Origin of the sequence: Rhodococcus sp. IEGM 1372, from assembly GCF_030056835.1 — a bacterium.
GTDB lineage: Bacteria > Actinomycetota > Actinomycetes > Mycobacteriales > Mycobacteriaceae > Rhodococcoides.
Map to the genome: position 1 here is coordinate 12725 of NZ_JASHKS010000049.1, position 16530 is coordinate 29254.

Below are 16530 nucleotides of genomic sequence, written 5' to 3' on the forward strand. Positions count from 1 at the left end.
ATCGAGGAGGAATGGCTGCCGAGTCGGCCTGCGGGTTCTCTCGAGAGCCACGTCGAGATATGTATCGAGGGCGAAGATGAACGAACAACCGCGTGGTTACTACTACGCCGACGTCGTTGCAGTGGAACGTCTCACGGTGCACATGGTGCGCGTGACGTTCGGCGGCGAGCACGTCGCCGGCTACCGCACGCTCGGTGTGCCCGACGAATGCGTCGGAGTCTATTTCCCCAGGGCAGGCGAGGCGATCCCGCCGCCGATGACCGAGGTCGACGGGTTCTGGTGGTTCCACGGTCTCGACGACGCCCCCGAAGGGCGCAACTACACCATCCGCCGTCTCGATCCGGAGCGCGGTGAGCTGACCATCGACTTCTTCGCCCACGAGGGTGGTGTCGCATCCACCTGGGCGCAGCAGGCCGTCCCGGGGCAGACGGTGCTGTTCACCCGGCCGCGATCCTGGTATTCACCGCCTGCCGACGTCGAATGGCTGCTGCTGGTCGCGGACATGACCGGGCTGCCCGCACTCGGCCGACTCGTCGAGCAGTTGCCCGCCGGAATGCGGGCGCATGCGATCGTCGAGGTTCTCGAACGCGGCGACATCCAATCCTTCGAAACCCAGGCCGATGTCACGTTCGACTGGCGCATCGGATCCGGAAACGGCGACAGCGCAAGCGTTCTCGACGACGCGGCGTTGGCGTACCCGCTGCCCGAGGGACGCGGCTACGTGTGGTTCGCCGGCGAGGCGTCGTCCTCGCGTCGGGTGCGCAAGTACTTCCGCAAGGAATTGGGCTACGACATCGCGTACTTCGACATCATCGGGTACTGGCGAGCCGACTCCGAGAAGTGGCTCGAGAAATACAAGCAATACCAGGAGGAGGCGCTCGCGGTGTACAACGGCGTCATCGAGTCCGGCCGCTCCGAGCAGGAAGCCAGCGAGGCATTCGATGCGCTGCTCGAGCGGGTGGGGCTCTAACCTGCGTTGTCGAACTCGTAGTCCGGCAGCTCGAGTGTCGCCGCGTCGGGGCCGAGGAACTTGCTGCTCACGGCCTGTACCGGCTTCGATCCGGCCAGCCGCAGTGCGGTGCGGAATGCGGCGACCCCCACCGACGTCTTCGGATGAGCGACGCGAGGCACGCCGGGCGGTAGCTTCTGCGCCTGATCGACGAACGGACGCATACGCGTCTCGAAGGCCTCGAACCCGGCGCGATGATCACTCGCCCGCGCGAGCTCGCCGGCGAGAACGTACGCGCCGGTGACCGACAACGTGGTGCCCATGCCGCTCAACGGCGTTGCGCACCAAGCGGCATCGCCGAGCATGCCGATTCTGCCTTCGGACCAGCGCGGGGCCTTCACCTGCGCCAGATAGTCGACGTACAGCTCCGAGTCCGGTCCCAGCGAGTCCAGGATTCGGGGCACTTCCCAACCGGCGTCGGCGAACGTCGAACGCAGAGCGGTGATCACGCGTTCGGTGGACGCGCCCTCGTAGCCGCTGTCTTCGGACACCCAGGACAGGCTGAATCGTGTCGTGCCGAGGTTGTCCGGTCGTAGATTGACCACTCGGGATCCGGGAGCGTTGTACCAGCGCCACCAGCCGTCGTCGCTCGGTCCCTTCGGCAGTACGCCGTAGGCGGTGTACAGGCCGACCGGGGTGGTCTCGGCCTCGCCGGCGAACACCAGTTCTCTGCTGCTGGAACGTATTCCATCGGCGAAGAGAACGAGGTCGAACCTCTCCGCTGTGCCCGTCGCGAAGGTGACATCGACGCCGGCGGCATCCTGAGTCACCCCGACGACGCGATCGCCGTAGCGATACTCGGTCCGTGGGCCGGCGGATTCGACCAGAATCCGCGCGAACTCGCCGCGCAGAATTTCCAACTCCGCCGTCGGGCCGTCGTGGGATCCGTCGCCGGCCGGGAATGCCGCGATGGTGGCGTCGGCGTCGTCGACGAATCGGGTGCCCTTCTCGGTGGTGCCGTTCGCGAGGAGGGTCGCGTCCAGACCCATGCGCCGCAGCACCTCGCGGCCGGAGCCGCGGACGTCGATGTTCTGGCCACCCAGTCGCAGGTGCGGTGAGCGTTCGAGGACGGTGACCTCGAAGCCGGCTCGGTCCAGCCAGAACGCCACGGTGGGGCCGGCGATGCTGGCACCGGTGACGAGTACGCGAGAGGTCATGGAGTGGGAGTGCCCGGGCTTGTGACCGTTCAATCCCGGAGGGAAAGTAGCTGAGCCTCACCTTTGTGGTGTACTTTCATCGAATTGTCCGAATGACCCGTTTTCGTCAGGAGAACCGTGTTCACCGTTCGCCGTCTGGCGCTGCTCTCGTTCAGCGCAACCCTCGCCCTCGGTCTCGTCGCATGCAGCTCGGAAGGCTCCTCCGACGAAGGCACGTCCACCTCCGAGTCCGCCACCGCAGAGTCCTCACTCGTGGTGTACTCCGGCCGCGGCGAAGAGCTCGTCGACCCACTGATCGAGCGCATCGGTGGCGGTATCGAGGTCGACTACTCGGGCAACACCAACGCCCAGGCCGCCAAGATCCTCGAGGAAGGCGACGCCACCCCGGCCGACGTCTTCTACGGTCAGGACGCAGGCGCACTCGGTGCCCTCGACGAGGCCGGTGCTCTCGCGCCGCTGCCCGAGGACATCCTCTCCCTCGTTCCCGAGCAGTACCGCGGTGCCGACGGCACCTGGGTCGCCACCTCGGCGCGAGCCCGCGTGCTGGCCTACAACTCCGATTCGGTGCAGGCCGCAGACCTGCCCACCGGTATCGACGGACTGCTCGACCCGCGCTGGCGCGGACAGATCGGCTACGCACCGACCAACGCGTCGTTCCAGGCCTTCGTCACCGCCCTGCGCGTGCAGCGCGGCGAGGACGGTGCTCGCACCTGGCTCGAAGGCTTCGTCGCCAACGAGCCCGTCGCCTTCGAGGGCAACGGCCCGCTGCTGACCGCCGTCAACGACGGACAGGTGGCCACCGGCCTGCTCAACCACTACTACTGGTACCCCTTCAAGGAAGAGAACGGCGACGACGCCCCGGTCGAGCTGCACTACTTCGAGCCCGGTGACCCCGGTGCGCTGATCAACGTCGCCGGTGCCGGTGTGCTGGCTGCCTCGGACAACCAGGAAGCGGCATTCGATTTCGTGCGCGAGTTGCTCTCGGCCGAATCGCAGACGTACTTCGCGAACGAGACCGCCGAATACCCCGTCATCGACGGAGTCACCTCCGACTACGACCTGCCGCCGCTGTCCGAGCTGGGCTCGACCGATCTCGACCTCGGTCAGCTCTCGTCGCTCGAGGCCACGCAGACCCTCCTCACCGACGTCGGAATCATCTAGTCGGGTGCTCGCGTCTGCACTTCAGCCGCTTCGGCGGCGCCACTTCGGCGGTCGTCCCGTTCTCGGGACGACCGCGTTGTGCGTGGGAGCGCTGACGCTGACACCCCTGGTGTACCTGTTCGTTCGAGCGTTCGACGGCGGAACCGAGAAGGTGCTGCGACTGCTCCTGCGGCAGCGCACACTCGACCTCGCCATCCGTACGGCAACACTGACGATCACCGTGCTCCTCGCGTCGGTCGTGGTCGGGACGCTGCTGGCGTGGCTGACCGTCCGTACCGATCTACCGGGGCGACGCTTCTTCGCCATGGTCCTCGCAGCTCCACTCGCCATCCCGTCCTACGTCTCGGGGTACCTGTGGATCGCCGAATTCCCCTCGTTGGCAGGCTTTTCCGGTGCAGCTCTCGTGCTCACGTTGTCCTGCTTCCCGCTGGTGATGCTGCCGGTGTCCGCGGCGTTCGCCACCGCGGACCCCTCGTTGGCCGAGGTCTCGCGAACCCTCGGTCGAGGCGCAGTGCGCACGGCGCTGACCGTCGAGTGCCGTCGCGTCGTTCCGGCCGCGGCAGCGGGCGCACTGCTGGTTGCGCTGTACACCATCAGTGACTTCGGGGCGGTGGCTCTGATGCGATACGACGCCTTCACGCTCGGCATCTACAGTGCCTACCGCGGGGGACTCGATCGCACCGCGGCCGCTGTTCTCGGGCTGGTGCTCGTGGTGGGCGCGTTGGTGCTCACCCTCCTCGAACGGCGTGCCCGACGCGGTGCCACGGCGAGGGTGGGATCGGGAACCGACCGGATGGCCGAGCCTGTCGTCCTGGGCCGGTGGCGCGTGCCCGCTCTGGCCGTTGTCGTTGCTGCCCTCGGTGTTTCGGTGCTGGTACCGATTCTGGCCCTGGCGCGGTGGCTGAGTCGATCGCTGCGCTTCACCGTCGACTGGGTGGACGTGCTGGCCGTGACGGCCAAGACCGTTCAGTACTCCGCGACCGCCGCGGTGGTGGTGGCCGTGCTCGCGTTGCCGGTCGCGCTGTTCGCGGCCCGATCCACCTCGAGGGCCGCTCGCGGTGCCGAGTTGTCCACCTACATCGCGCACGGACTACCGGGAATCACCGTCGGACTCGCCACGGTCTTTCTCGGAATCCGGTTCCTGCCGTCGTTCTACCAGACGGCGGTTCTGCTGGTACTGGCGTACGTGGTGCTGTTCCTGCCGTTGGCCGTCGGCAGCACAAGAGCAGTCGTCGACGCCACTCCCGTTGTCCTCGAAGATGTTTCACGAACCCTCGGCGCGGGCCGGCTGCGTACCGATCTTCGCGTGACGATTCCGATCGCCTTGCCCGGCATCGCCGCCGGGGCCGCTCTGGTCTTTCTGACCGTCGCCAAGGAACTGCCTGCGACGTTGATGCTGCGCCCTCGGGGAGTCGACACGCTCGCGACCACGCTGTGGTCCACCACCGAGGCGTTCCGATACGGCGAAGCGGCTCCCTACGCCCTTGCCCTGATCCTGATCTCGGTGGTCCCGACGATCGTTCTGACACGAGCGTTGGGACGCACGACGCGGAAGCGAGTAGCACTGCCATGAGCATGGTGATTTCCGGTCTCGTCGCCTCGTACGGCAGTACGGAGGTGCTGCACGGTATCGATCTCGACCTCGGCGACGGCGAAATGCTTGCCGTCCTCGGCCCTTCCGGCTGCGGCAAGACGACCCTGTTGCGATCGATCGCGGGACTGCACCCCATCGACGCGGGCCGGATCACCTCCGACGGACGGGACATCTCGGTGGCGGGGCAGATTCAGGTGCCACCGGAGAAGCGGGGCATAGGCCTGATGCCACAGGAAGGTGGACTGTTTCCACACCTGACGGTACGAAGGAACATCGAATTCGGTTTGCGTGCAGGCTTTCTGCGACCCTACCTGTCCGGTCGCGACGAGCGCGCACGACGCGTCGACGAGATGCTCGAGCTCGTCGGACTACCCGATTCCGGTGGGGTGAAGCCCAGCGAACTCTCGGGCGGTCAGCAGCAGCGCATCGCATTGGCGCGTGCGCTGGCACCGGCTCCGTCGGTGGTGTTGATGGACGAGCCGTTCGCCGCGCTCGACGCTGGGCTGCGTACCTCCATTCGACAGGACGTACGAGAGTTGTTGCAGTCCAGCAAGACCGCGTCGATCCTCGTCACCCACGACCGGGCCGAGGCACTCGGAACAGCCGATCGGGTGGCCGTGCTGCTGGGTGGTCGCTGCGCCCAGATCGACACACCGCGGGAGGTGTACGAGCGGCCCGCTACACCCGCCGTCGCGCGGTTCGTGGGCGACGCCTACTTCGTCGACGCCGTAGCAAGGGGTGGCCACGTCGACACCGTCCTCGGCCGTCTCGAGTCCACCACCCGAGGAACGGGAAACGGGCAGGCGTTGCTCAGGCCCGAGCAATTGGTGGTCTCGGAACGCAAGGACGGCGCATTCGTCGTCGAACACGAGTTCTTCACCGGCCCCGAATCCTCGGTCACTCTGCGGCACTACGACACCGGGCTGCGGCTTCGGGCCATCGCCCGAACCGCCGACCGATTCGCTCCCGGTACCGCCGTCGAGGTTTCCGTGACGTCTCCGGTGCACTGGTTTCCGCGTCAGGTGAGTTGAGGGTTATCGCGTCGGTTCCTTCGCACGTTTGGGCATGAACAGTGCCGCGACGGCCATCACCGCTGCCGCCGCCAGGACGCCCAGAAAGACCGGATGGATGGCGTCGGACAGTTGTTCGGGGCTCGGGTCGTCGGAGATGCGTGAGTTGACGATGGCACCGAAGATTGCGACCCCGACTGCACTGCCGATGGAGCGGGCGAACATGTTGGTCGAGGTGGCGACGCCGCGCTCGGACCATTCGACGCTCGACTGGGCGGCGATGAGGGTGGGGCTGGCGATCAGGCCCATACCGAGGCCGATCACGAAGCACACCGCACCCACCTGCCACACCTGGGAACCGGCACCGAGGCCGGTGGCGAATGCCGCTCCGACGACCGCGATGGAGGCACCGATCAGTGCCGTGGTGCGGAAACCGAACCGGAGGTACACCCGCCCGGAGAGTGATGCCGCGATGGGCCAGCCGAGTGTGAGGGTCGACAGCGCGAAGCCGGCGACGATCGCGCCGGTGCCGAGCACGCCCTGCACGAACGTCGGAACGTAGGACGTCAGGCCGAGGATCAACGCACCGACGAGCAGCGAGATGAAACTGCTGACCACCAGGACTCGACGGGTGAACACCCACAGCGGCAGGATCGGCTCCTCGACTCTGGTCTGAACCACTGCGAAAGCGGCGAGCAAGGAGACTCCGGCGGCGAAGATGGCGATGCTGACGGGGGAGTTCCATGCCCAGGACTGGCCGCCCTCGAGCAGTCCCAGTAGCACCAGGGCTGCGCCCACCGTCAGCAGCACGGCACCGAGGTAGTCGATCTTGGGCTTGGTGCGTTCCACGGCTCCCTCGTCGAACTTGCGCCACAGCATTCCCGCGGCCAGCGCGCACAACGGAATGTTGACGAAGAAGATCCAGCGCCACGACAGATATTCGGAGAAAATTCCGCCGAGCGCGGGCCCGAGCACCGAGGACATGGCCCATACGCTGGCCAGGTAGCCCTGCACCTTGGCGCGCTCGGCCAGCGTGTAGATATCGCCGGCGATGGTGATGCCCATGGGCTGCACGGCGCCCGCGCCGAGACCCTGAACTGCTCGGAAGGCGATCAGGGCGGGCATGCTCCAGGCCAGGCCGCAGAGTATCGAGCCGAGCAGAAACACCGCGATGCCGAACAGCATGATCTTCTTGCGGCCGAACAGGTCGGCCAGTTTTCCGTACAGCGGCACCGATACTGCCTGTGCCAGAAGATAGATGGAGAACAGCCACGGAAACTGCGTGAAGCCGCCCAGGTCGTCGACGATGGACAGCACCGCCGTGGCGATGATGGTCGCGTCCAGGGCTACCAGCGACGTGCTGAGCATCAACGCAATCAGTATCGGCCCGCGTTCGGAGCGGAATCCGACTTCCGATGTCGTGTTGTTCGTTGCCACGGCTACCAGTCTGATGCCTGCCGACACCCCCGCCGCCACCGGCCCAGATAGTGTTGAACACCGTGCGACCATCACTGAGTAGCTACGAGCATCTGGCCGGCGGCAAGGTCCGCGATCTGTACACGATCGACGACGCGCATCTGTTGCTCGTCGCGAGCGACCGAATCTCGGCCTACGACCACATCCTCGACACCCCGATCCCGGACAAGGGACGCGTGTTGACGGCGATGAGCGTGTTCTTCTTCGAGGAGCTCGGCGGCGTCAATCATCTGGCGGGCGATCCGCTCGACGAACGCATCCCCGCCGAATTGGTCGGCCGCGCCCTGGTGGTGAAGAAGCTGAACATGGTTCCGATCGAATGCGTCGCGCGCGGGTACCTCACCGGTTCCGGGCTGGCGGATTACAACGCGACGGGAAAGGTGTGCGGCGTCGAACTTCCGCCGGGGCTCCTGGAATCCAGCAAGCTCAGCGAGGCGATCTTCACCCCCGCGTCCAAAGCGGAACTGGGCGACCACGACGAGAACATCACCTTCGACCAGGCCGTCGAGCAGGTCGGTGCCGAACTTGCGTTCAAGTTGCGTGAAGACACCATCGAGATCTACACGCGGGCAGCCAACTTCGCTCTGGAACGCGGAATCATCCTTGCGGACACGAAGTTCGAGTTCGGTACCGACGCCGACGGCAACCTCGTCCTCGCCGACGAGGTACTCACGCCCGATTCCTCGCGCTACTGGCCGGCCGATTCGTACGAGGAAGGTCGCGTTCAGCCCAGTTTCGACAAGCAGTTCGTTCGAGACTGGTTGACCGGCGAGTCCGGTTGGGATCGCAACTCCGACACTCCACCGCCACCGTTGCCGGACGACATCGTCGCCGCAACCCGCAGCCGCTACATCGAGGCCTACGAGCGCATCTCGGGCCTGAACTTCGACGATTGGGTCACGCCATGACGATCACCCCACCCATTGCCAAGAAGGTGCCACTCGAGCGCACCCATCACGGCGACACCTTCATCGACAACTACGAATGGTTGCGCGCCAAGGAAGATCCCGAGGTGATCGCCTACCTCGAAGCCGAGAACGCCTACACCGAGCAGCAGACCGCCGGCCTGGAATCGTTGCGGGGCAAGATCTTCGACGAGATCAAGTCGCGGACCCAGGAAACCGACCTGTCCGTGCCGACGCGTATGGGGCAGTGGTGGTACTACTCACGCACTGTCGAGGGGAAGTCGTACGGTCTCCAATGCCGTTGCCCCGTCGACTCTCCCGACGACTGGACACCGCCCACGCTGTCGTCCGACGTGGACGTTCCCGGTGAGCAGGTCCTGCTCGACGCGAATGTCGAAGCGGAGGGTCACGACTTCTTCTCCCTCGGCGCGTTCTCGATCAGCCTCGACGGCACGCTGCTGGCGTACTCGACCGATACCGAGGGCGACGAGCGCTACACGCTGCGCTTCAAGAACCTGGAGACCGGCGAGCTGCTCGCCGACACCATCGAGAACGTCGCGCCCGGGGCCACCTGGACTGCCGACGCCACGCACGTGTTCTACCTGACGGTCGACGAATCCTGGCGTCCCGACACCGTCTGGCGACACACCCTCGGCAAGTCCGGGGACGTCAAGGTCTTCCACGAACCCGACGAAAGCTACTGGGTGGGCTTCGGTTCCACCCGCAGCGAGAAGTACCTGATGATCTGGGTCGGCTCGAAGATCACCTCCGAATGCCTCGTGCTGGAGTCCGCCGATCCCGAGGGCGAGTTCCGCGTCGTACTGCCCCGCACGGACGGCGTCGAATACAGCATCGAACATGCCGTCGTGGCCGGTGAGGATCGATTCCTCATCACCCACAACGGCTCGGTCAACGGTTGGGGCACCGAGGGGGAGAATGCCGAGAACTTCCTGCTCGCCGAAGCTCCGGTCTCGGACCCACTCGATCAGCGCATTCTGGTTCCGCATCGAGACGACGTCCGCGTCGAGGACATCGACGCCTTCGCCGGCCACCTGATCTTCACGTACCGTCGAGAAGCCCTGACCCGCATGGCGATCTGGCCGCTGACCGATCAGGGATACGGCGAGTACCGCGAGCTCGAATTCGACGAGGAGCTCTACTCCGTCGGAGCCGGCTCCAACCCGGAATGGGATCAGCCGCTGCTGCGGATGGTCTACACCTCGTTCATCACCCCCGGCCAGGTCTACGACCTCGACATCGCCAGTGGTGAACTGCTGCTCCGCAAATCGCAGCCGGTTCTGGGCAAGTTCGACGCCGGTGACTACGTTCAGCACCGCGAGTGGGCCACCGCGCCGGACGGCACGCAGATTCCGCTGTCGGTCATCGCACGCAAGGACGTGCCCGAAGGCCCCGCACCGACGCTGCTCTACGGCTACGGATCGTACGAGGCCTCGATGGACCCGTCGTTCTCGGTGGCGCGGCTCTCGCTGCTCGACCGCGGCATCGTCTTCGTCGTCGCCCACGTACGCGGCGGCGGCGAGATGGGCAGGCACTGGTACGACAACGGCAAGACGCTGAAGAAGAAGAACACCTTCACCGACTTCATCGCTGCCGCAGAGCATCTCATCGACACCGGCCGCACCTCGCCGAAGCATCTCGTCGCCGACGGCGGCAGCGCGGGCGGATTGCTGATGGGTGCGGTGGCCAACCTCGCGCCGGAGCTGTTCAACGGCATTCTCGCCAACGTTCCGTTCGTCGATCCGCTCACCTCCATCCTGGATCCGTCGTTGCCGCTGACGGTCATCGAATGGGACGAATGGGGAAACCCGTTGGCCAGCAAGGAGGTGTACGACTACATGAAGTCGTACAGCCCCTACGAGAACGTCGAGGCCAAGGACTACCCGTCGATCCTGGCAATCACGTCCATCAACGACACCCGCGTTCTGTACGTCGAGCCAGCCAAATGGGTTGCTGCACTGCGAGCAACGAAGACGGGTGACTCGGACCTGCTGCTCAAGACCGAAATGAGCGCCGGCCACGGCGGCGTCAGCGGACGATACGAGAAGTGGAAAGAAGCGGCTTTCGAGTACGCGTGGATCGTCGACAGGACCGGCACCCACCTCGGTTCGAGTTGACTCGATTGGATTTGCCGTTTGAGTATGTCGCACAAACGGCAGATCGGTGTTCGCGTGGCACAGAGATGGCCGGTCCCGAAGGTCCGGCCATCTCTGGTTCCAGAATTTGCAACTTTGGGTAGCGCTTCTGCCGAACTAGTCTTGGAAGCCAGGGTCCATCCATAGCGTCCAAGCATCCTCGGGGCTGTCGGGGGAAAGTGTGTACCCGCATCCCCAACCGCTGGCCGTGATCCAGCCTTGCGGACCATATTTGGCAGTTCCGTCGTCCATGCATGCTTGCTTCGACGGGTAGTACCCCATCACGTAGCCGGATGCGGATGCGGGTGCCGCACCAATCAGAGCGGCGGCAGCACCGCACGCCATTGTGGTTGCGGCGACCGTTGTGAGGCGTCGGATGTTACGCATAGAATCCCTACTTTCGATTTATGTTTCGCAGCCTAACGAACTGAACGTTACTGGGCTCGCGGCGGCAAAGCAAGGGGATCGGTCGGTTTTTTCGATGATTTGACCGAGCGCTCCGTCGAGCGATAGACGAGAATCGTCACTTCGCTGATGTGGCTGTACCCAGTTGAGCAGGCGGCGTTCGATACGGTGTCTACCCGGTGTTGGGTAAGAACTCGGTGCGATCGGTGCAGGAGCTCATCAGCTTTGTATCGTTTGAGCAGTCATGGCAAGTCTCTACCTCCAGGTGTATCGCACCTGAGGTCGCCCGGCCTTACCGTATTCGGTGTGCCGGGCGACCAGGCCGTCGTCGGCGAGGCGCTCGAGGTAGCGCCATGCTGTCACTCGGGAGACTCCGACGACCTTTGCCGCCTCGGATGCGTTGAGTCCGTCGGCCGCTTCCTTGACGCTGGCGGTGATGCCGTCCATCGTCTGCGGGGCAATGCCTTTGGGTGTCGAGACGCGTTCGTCGGCCGTCCGTAGATGCGCCATGGCGCGGTCGATGTCGCGTTGACTCGACGCGTTCTCCCCGGCCGGCAATGCGGCGTGGAATTCGCGATAGCGCTCGAGTTTGTCGCGGAACGCAGCGAATGTGAAGGGCTTGAGCAGATACAGCACGATGCCGTGCGCCACTGCCGAACGCACCACCGACAGATCCCGCTCGGAGGTGATGGCGATGACGTCGGGACTCGGCCGCAGACCGCCGAGAGCAGCGGCCACGTCGATGCCGCTCGCGTCGGGCAGGCCGATGTCGAGCAACACCAGATCGACGGCCTCGGTACTGGCGAAGCGCATGGCCGAAGCGCCGGTATGCGCCACCCCGGCCACCTCGAAGCCCGGGGTGCGCTCGACGTACGTCTTGTGAGCCTCGGCGATCAGCGGTTCGTCGTCGACGATCAGTACCCGGATCACGAGGCGGCTCCCGGAATGGTCGCAACCAGGACCGACCCGTACGTCACTTCCGAGGTCAAGGTGCCGCGATGGCGACCGATCACCTGAGTCACCAGGGCGAGGCCGAGGCCGCGTGAGCCGGACTTGGTCGAGTAGCCGCGCCGCAGAGCGGCTTTGAGCGTCTCCGGTGGCATTCCGGGACCACTGTCTGCGACCCTGACGACGAGTTCACCGTCGGCGTCACGGACCGTCACTTCGACCCACGGCTGGTCGGATTCTTTCGAGGCATCGATGGCATTGTCTATCAGATTGCCTACCAGCGTGACCAATTCACGTGCAGTGAGCACGCCCTCGTGCTCCATTGCCGTGTCGTCGGTGATCGTCAGCTCCACACCCTGCTCGGCGGCCTGGCTGACCTTGCCCAGCAGCAGTGCAGCGAGTGCAGGTTCGCTGACCGCGTTCATCAGGCGATCGATGAGGGCCTGCGAGAGTTCCAGATCGGCCGTCGCGAACTCGACGGCCTCCTCGGGTCGGCCGAGTTCGACCATCGTGATGACGGTGTGCAGCCGGTTCGCCGACTCGTGAGCCTGCGAACGCAGCGACTCCGCGAAGCTGCGTACCGAGTCCAATTCACCCATCAAGGAACGCAATTCGGTCTGATCGCGAATCGTCAGCACATTGCCCAGGCGTCGGCCCTCCCACATCACCGGATCCTGGTTGACGACGAGGACGCGATCCTTCGTCAGATGCAATTCGCCGCGCACGATGCCGGTGTCCATCTGCTGCATCGACTCCGGCAACGACTCGAACGAGACCGGGCCCTCCGGTAGATCGAGGAGGCGTCGGGCCTCGTCGTTGACCAACTCGGCCTCGTCGCCGCGGCCGAACACCAACAAGCCTTCACCGATCGAGTGCAGCACCGCGTCGTGATGCTCGTACATCGTGCGCAGTTCCGCCGGTGCCATTCCCAGTGTCTGACGCCGGAGCCGTCGACTGAGCAATGTCGAACCAGCTGCGGCGACGACGAAGGCGGCGAGCACGACCCCGATGATGAGCGGAAGGCCCTGAAGAAACTGGTCGCTGATCTTCTGACGAGTGACGCCGGCAGAGACGAGGCCGACGAGCTCACCGTCCGAATCGGTGACCGGCGTGACGGATCGGATCGACGGCCCGAGAGAACCGACGTACGTCTCGGTGAACGTCTCGCCCTGCAATGCGCGATCGATGTTGCCGCTGAACGGTTTACCGATCAGGTCGACGGTGGTGTGCGTGAATCGGGTGCGATCCGGAGCCATGACGACGATGAAGTCGACGCCGGTGACCTGCCTGATCTTCTCGGTTTCCGGTTGCAGACGCGACGTCGGGTCGTCGGATTCGATCGCGATAGGCGTCGACGGTTCGTTGGCGATGCTCACCGCGATCGCCGTGACTTCGCGTCGGGTCGCGTCGTCGCTGTTGGACCGTTCGTTGAGCACCGTCAGGATGCCGCCGGCGAACACGACGACGCCGATGACGACGAGCTGCAACACCAAGACCTGGCCGGCGACGCTCAGCGGGCGCTTCGAGGACAACGCATTCCTTTCGTGCAATACATCGGACGTGAACGAAATGAACGTATAGGTGACTCCAGTCACGGCGTCGAGCAACATCATCTCTCAGCAGGGGTGATGCACCTCACTCCACTCCCCATAGTCACGAAGTCAGCAAGTTCGACTCTCGCTTCACCGGAACCCAGAAGGAACATTCATGACAACCATCGATGCGGAGCGGTTCGACAACCCGCCCACCGAGCCCAAGAAGAAGCGCGACAAGACTCACTGGCTCTACATCGCGGTGATCATCGCGGTGATCGCTGGTGTGATCGTCGGCCTGATCTGGAAGGACTTCGGGTCCGACCTGTCCATTCTCGGAACGCTGTTCATCAGTTTGATCAAGATGATGATCAGCCCGGTCATCTTCTGCACCATAGTGCTCGGCATCGGTTCGGTCCGCGCTGCAGCGAGCGTCGGTAGGGCCGGTGGTATCGCCCTGGCCTACTTCCTGGGTATGTCCACCATCGCCCTGGGAATCGGCATGGTCGTCGGCAACCTCATCAAACCCGGTGACGGCCTGAACATCTCTCCGAACGATGCGGGGCTGAAGCTGGCGGACACCGCGCACGAGGCCGGCGGCACCATGGACTTCATCGCCGGAATCATCCCTGACACCCTGGTGTCCGCGCTCACCGCAGGCAGCGTGCTGCAGACGCTGTTTGTTGCCATCCTGGTCGGGTTCGCATTGCAGGCCATGGGCAAGGGCGGCGAGGGCATTCTCAAGGGCATCGGCGCAGTACAGAAGCTCGTCTTCCGCATCCTGACCATGATTCTGTGGCTCGCCCCGATCGGTGCTTTCGGTGCCATCGCCGGTGTTGTCGGCAAGACCGGCTTCGACGCCGTCATCCAGCTCGGCACTCTGATGCTGGCCTTCTACATCACTTGCTTCATCTTTGTGTTCTTCTTCCTCGGCCTGATCCTCAAGTTCGTCACCGGATTCTCGATCTTCAAGCTGGTCAAGTACTTGGCTCGTGAGTACCTACTCATCGTCGCCACCAGCTCCTCCGAGTCGGCCCTGCCGCGTCTGATCGCCAAGATGGAGCACGTCGGAGTCGAGCGCACCACCGTCGGCATCGTCGTCCCCACCGGTTACTCGTTCAACCTCGACGGCACCGCGATCTACCTGACGATGGCCTCGATCTTCATCGCCGACGCCATGAACATGCCGCTCTCGATCGGCGAGCAGTTCTCGCTGCTGCTGTTCATGATCATCGCGTCGAAGGGCGCAGCCGGAGTCTCCGGAGCCGGCCTGGCCACGCTGGCCGGCGGTCTGTCCAGCCACCGCCCCGAGCTGCTCGACGGAGTCCAGCTGATCGTCGGAATCGACCGGTTCATGTCCGAAGCGCGCGCCGTTACCAACTTCTCCGGCAACGCGGTCGCCACCTTGTTGGTGGGAACCTGGACCAAGACCATCGACAAGGACCGGGTCAACACGGTGCTCGACGGCGGCCTCCCGTTCGACGAGGAGACCATGGTCGACGACCATCTCCCCGAGGACGACCGGCCCGCAGACAAGCAGGTCATCATCGAAAAGTCCGCCGCCAAGGCGTAAGACCTGCCGGGCGCCGCGCATCCCCCCGTCGCCCGGTTCGGAAGAACGCAAGTACGACCCCGCCACCAGCGGGGTCGTACTTGCTTTTGTACGTCGGTTCCATTCTGTCGGTACTCACAGGTAAGTTCAGGTGATGACTGAAGTTCAGAACATCGGCATCAACACGCTGGGTGGTGCGCCCACCTCGCTCGACGAGTACGCCGGAAGGGCCGTCCTCGTGGTCAATGTCGCCTCCAAGTGTGGACTGACCCCGCAGTACGAGAAGCTCGAGAAGCTCGCCAACGAATACTCGTCACGTGGTCTGTCGGTCGTCGGAGTGCCCTGCAACCAGTTCGGTGGCCAGGAGCCCGGTACCGCCGAAGAGATCGAAACTTTCTGCTCCACCACGTACGGCGTCACCTTCGCGATGACCGAGAAGGTCGATGTCAACGGTGACAACAAGCACCCGTTGTACGCCGAGCTGACCAAGACCGAAGACGCCGAAGGCAAAGCCGGAGACGTTCAGTGGAACTTCGAGAAGTTTCTGATTTCACCCGACGGCGTCGTCACCAACCGTTTCCGCCCGCGCACCGAGCCGGACGCTCCTGAGGTGCTCGCCGCGATCGACAAGATCCTGCCGAAGGAAACGATCGCCGTTTAGCTCCTGTCTGCATCGACTTCGAGCCTCGTTCACGCTGGTGTGCGAGGCTCGAGTCATGTCTGGACGCCTGATCGTGTCGGTGAGCGGTATCAAGAACGACACCTTCGAGCACGCCGCCGAATTCGCGCGGATCCTCGACGGGCGAGGCGTCCCTCTGTCATTGCTCGTGGCACCACGGTTGAAGGACAAGTACCGCCTCGCGGCCGACGTGCCCACCCAGGAATGGTTGCGGGCCCGACGCGACGCCGGCGACGCGATCGTTCTGCACGGCTACGACCAGGCCGCGACGAAGCGTCGACGATCCGAGTTCGCAGCGCTGCCGCGTCACGAAGCCCGGCTGCGTCTGATGGCGGCGGACCGCGTCATGGAGCAGACCGGCCTGCGTACTCGGGTGTTCGCTGCTCCACGCTGGATCGCCTCACCCGGTGCCGTCGAGGCTCTGCCCGACGCGGGATTCCGAATGTTGGCCGCGCTGAACGGTATTCACGACCTCGAACGCGACGGCGTCGTGCGCGCGAGAGTGTGGGGAATCGGCGAAGGATTCAAAGCAGAGCCCTGGTGGTTCAAGGCACTGGTACTCGGCGCAGGCCGCACCGCCCGACGCGACGGAGTGGTGCGTCTGGCCATCAGTGCCAAGCAACTCGGACGCCCCGGACCGCGACAGGCAATCCTCGACGCCATCGACCTCTCCCTGCACCACGGAGCCGAAGCCGGCGTGTACGAGTGGATTCCGCGCACCAACTCTCGCGTGGCCTAGCGGTCTGTTTCGCTGCCCCCACCCCGCCCGCCCCACCCCACCCCGCGTCAATGGACCCTTGCACGCCTCAGACGTATGCAATGTGCACATTCACGCACACCTGGAAGTTGCGTGAATGTGACTCTGCAGCGCTCAGACGTATGTGCACCGCTCCCCGGGGGACTGTCTGAATAACGGTTGATCCGGTCCTTGGTTCGACACGCCGAGCTC

General features: G+C 64.6%; 13 protein-coding genes. 9 read left to right on the forward strand and 4 right to left on the reverse strand.

Features of this window, described 5'->3' with window-relative positions:
- Positions 1 to 76: 76 nt before the first annotated feature.
- The gene (locus QM590_RS23610) at positions 77 to 970 is read left to right on the forward strand and encodes a siderophore-interacting protein (protein ID WP_269596596.1); all 894 of its coding nucleotides are present in this window, start codon (positions 77 to 79) and stop codon (positions 968 to 970) included.
- On the opposite strand, the gene QM590_RS23615 is transcribed toward QM590_RS23610, so the two are convergent.
- Positions 967 to 2166 carry an FAD-dependent monooxygenase gene (locus tag QM590_RS23615; protein ID WP_269596597.1) on the reverse strand — a complete coding sequence of 400 codons (1200 nt, stop codon included), beginning with the start codon at positions 2164 to 2166 and terminating at the stop codon, positions 967 to 969. The genes QM590_RS23610 and QM590_RS23615 overlap by 4 nt on opposite strands.
- A gap of 117 nt (positions 2167 to 2283) precedes the next feature.
- On the opposite strand from QM590_RS23615, the gene QM590_RS23620 reads away from it, so the two are divergent.
- Genes QM590_RS23620 through QM590_RS23630 form a run of 3 tightly spaced genes read left to right on the forward strand, consistent with a single transcriptional unit; the run spans position 2284 to position 5952 of the window.
- The gene (locus QM590_RS23620; protein WP_269596598.1) at positions 2284 to 3327 is read left to right on the forward strand and encodes an iron ABC transporter substrate-binding protein; all 1044 of its coding nucleotides are present in this window, start codon (positions 2284 to 2286) and stop codon (positions 3325 to 3327) included.
- Positions 3328 to 3331: 4 nt separating this feature from the next.
- Positions 3332 to 4900, forward strand: coding sequence for an ABC transporter permease (locus QM590_RS23625; RefSeq protein ID WP_269596599.1), 1569 nt, complete (start codon positions 3332 to 3334; stop codon positions 4898 to 4900).
- A complete protein-coding gene (locus tag QM590_RS23630; protein ID WP_269596600.1) occupies positions 4897 to 5952 on the forward strand; it encodes an ABC transporter ATP-binding protein in 1056 nt (351 codons plus the stop codon). The genes QM590_RS23625 and QM590_RS23630 overlap by 4 nt, the downstream gene beginning before the upstream one ends.
- A 3-nt stretch (positions 5953 to 5955) precedes the next feature.
- On the opposite strand, the gene QM590_RS23635 is transcribed toward QM590_RS23630, so the two are convergent.
- On the reverse strand, positions 5956 to 7368 hold the full coding sequence (locus tag QM590_RS23635; protein ID WP_149404986.1) for an MDR family MFS transporter: 1413 nt from the start codon (positions 7366 to 7368) through the stop codon (positions 5956 to 5958).
- A 62-nt stretch (positions 7369 to 7430) separates the two neighbouring features.
- Between QM590_RS23635 and QM590_RS23640 the strand changes: the two genes are divergently transcribed.
- Together QM590_RS23640 and QM590_RS23645 are read left to right on the forward strand one after the other, a co-directional pair.
- A complete protein-coding gene (locus tag QM590_RS23640) occupies positions 7431 to 8315 on the forward strand; it encodes a phosphoribosylaminoimidazolesuccinocarboxamide synthase (RefSeq protein WP_149404987.1) in 885 nt (294 codons plus the stop codon).
- Positions 8312 to 10447 carry a S9 family peptidase gene (locus tag QM590_RS23645; protein WP_269596601.1) on the forward strand — a complete coding sequence of 712 codons (2136 nt, stop codon included), beginning with the start codon at positions 8312 to 8314 and terminating at the stop codon, positions 10445 to 10447. Before QM590_RS23640 ends, QM590_RS23645 begins: the two co-directional genes overlap by 4 nt.
- Positions 10448 to 11125: 678 nt before the next feature.
- On the opposite strand, the gene QM590_RS23650 is transcribed toward QM590_RS23645, so the two are convergent.
- A complete protein-coding gene (locus QM590_RS23650) occupies positions 11126 to 11800 on the reverse strand; it encodes a response regulator (RefSeq protein ID WP_269596602.1) in 675 nt (224 codons plus the stop codon).
- Positions 11797 to 13332, reverse strand: a complete 1536-nt coding sequence (locus QM590_RS23655; RefSeq protein ID WP_269596606.1) for a sensor histidine kinase — start codon at positions 13330 to 13332, stop codon at positions 11797 to 11799. The genes QM590_RS23650 and QM590_RS23655 overlap by 4 nt, the downstream gene beginning before the upstream one ends.
- Positions 13333 to 13525: 193 nt before the next feature.
- On the opposite strand from QM590_RS23655, the gene QM590_RS23660 reads away from it, so the two are divergent.
- The 3 genes from QM590_RS23660 to QM590_RS23670 all read left to right on the forward strand — a co-directional run bounded on the left by QM590_RS23660 (position 13526) and on the right by QM590_RS23670 (position 16320).
- Positions 13526 to 14923 carry a cation:dicarboxylate symporter family transporter gene (locus tag QM590_RS23660; protein WP_269596603.1) on the forward strand — a complete coding sequence of 466 codons (1398 nt, stop codon included), beginning with the start codon at positions 13526 to 13528 and terminating at the stop codon, positions 14921 to 14923.
- Positions 14924 to 15053: 130 nt separating this feature from the next.
- Positions 15054 to 15563, forward strand: a complete 510-nt coding sequence (locus tag QM590_RS23665) for a glutathione peroxidase (protein WP_411567392.1) — start codon at positions 15054 to 15056, stop codon at positions 15561 to 15563.
- A 55-nt stretch (positions 15564 to 15618) separates the two neighbouring features.
- Positions 15619 to 16320, forward strand: a complete 702-nt coding sequence (locus QM590_RS23670) for a DUF2334 domain-containing protein (protein WP_269596605.1) — start codon at positions 15619 to 15621, stop codon at positions 16318 to 16320.
- Positions 16321 to 16530 lie beyond the last annotated feature (210 nt).

What these genes read in the sequence shown, in the direction of transcription:
- QM590_RS23615 (WP_269596597.1), bottom strand. Translation starts at nt 2,166, where the DNA reads ATGACCTCTCGCGTACTCGTCACCGGTGCCAGCATCGCCGGCCCCACC.
- QM590_RS23670 (WP_269596605.1), top strand. Translation starts at nt 15,619, where the DNA reads ATGTCTGGACGCCTGATCGTGTCGGTGAGCGGTATCAAGAACGACACC.
- QM590_RS23610 (WP_269596596.1), top strand. Translation starts at nt 77, where the DNA reads ATGAACGAACAACCGCGTGGTTACTACTACGCCGACGTCGTTGCAGTG.
- QM590_RS23645 (WP_269596601.1), top strand. Translation starts at nt 8,312, where the DNA reads ATGACGATCACCCCACCCATTGCCAAGAAGGTGCCACTCGAGCGCACC.
- QM590_RS23630 (WP_269596600.1), top strand. Translation starts at nt 4,897, where the DNA reads ATGAGCATGGTGATTTCCGGTCTCGTCGCCTCGTACGGCAGTACGGAG.
- QM590_RS23660 (WP_269596603.1), top strand. Translation starts at nt 13,526, where the DNA reads ATGACAACCATCGATGCGGAGCGGTTCGACAACCCGCCCACCGAGCCC.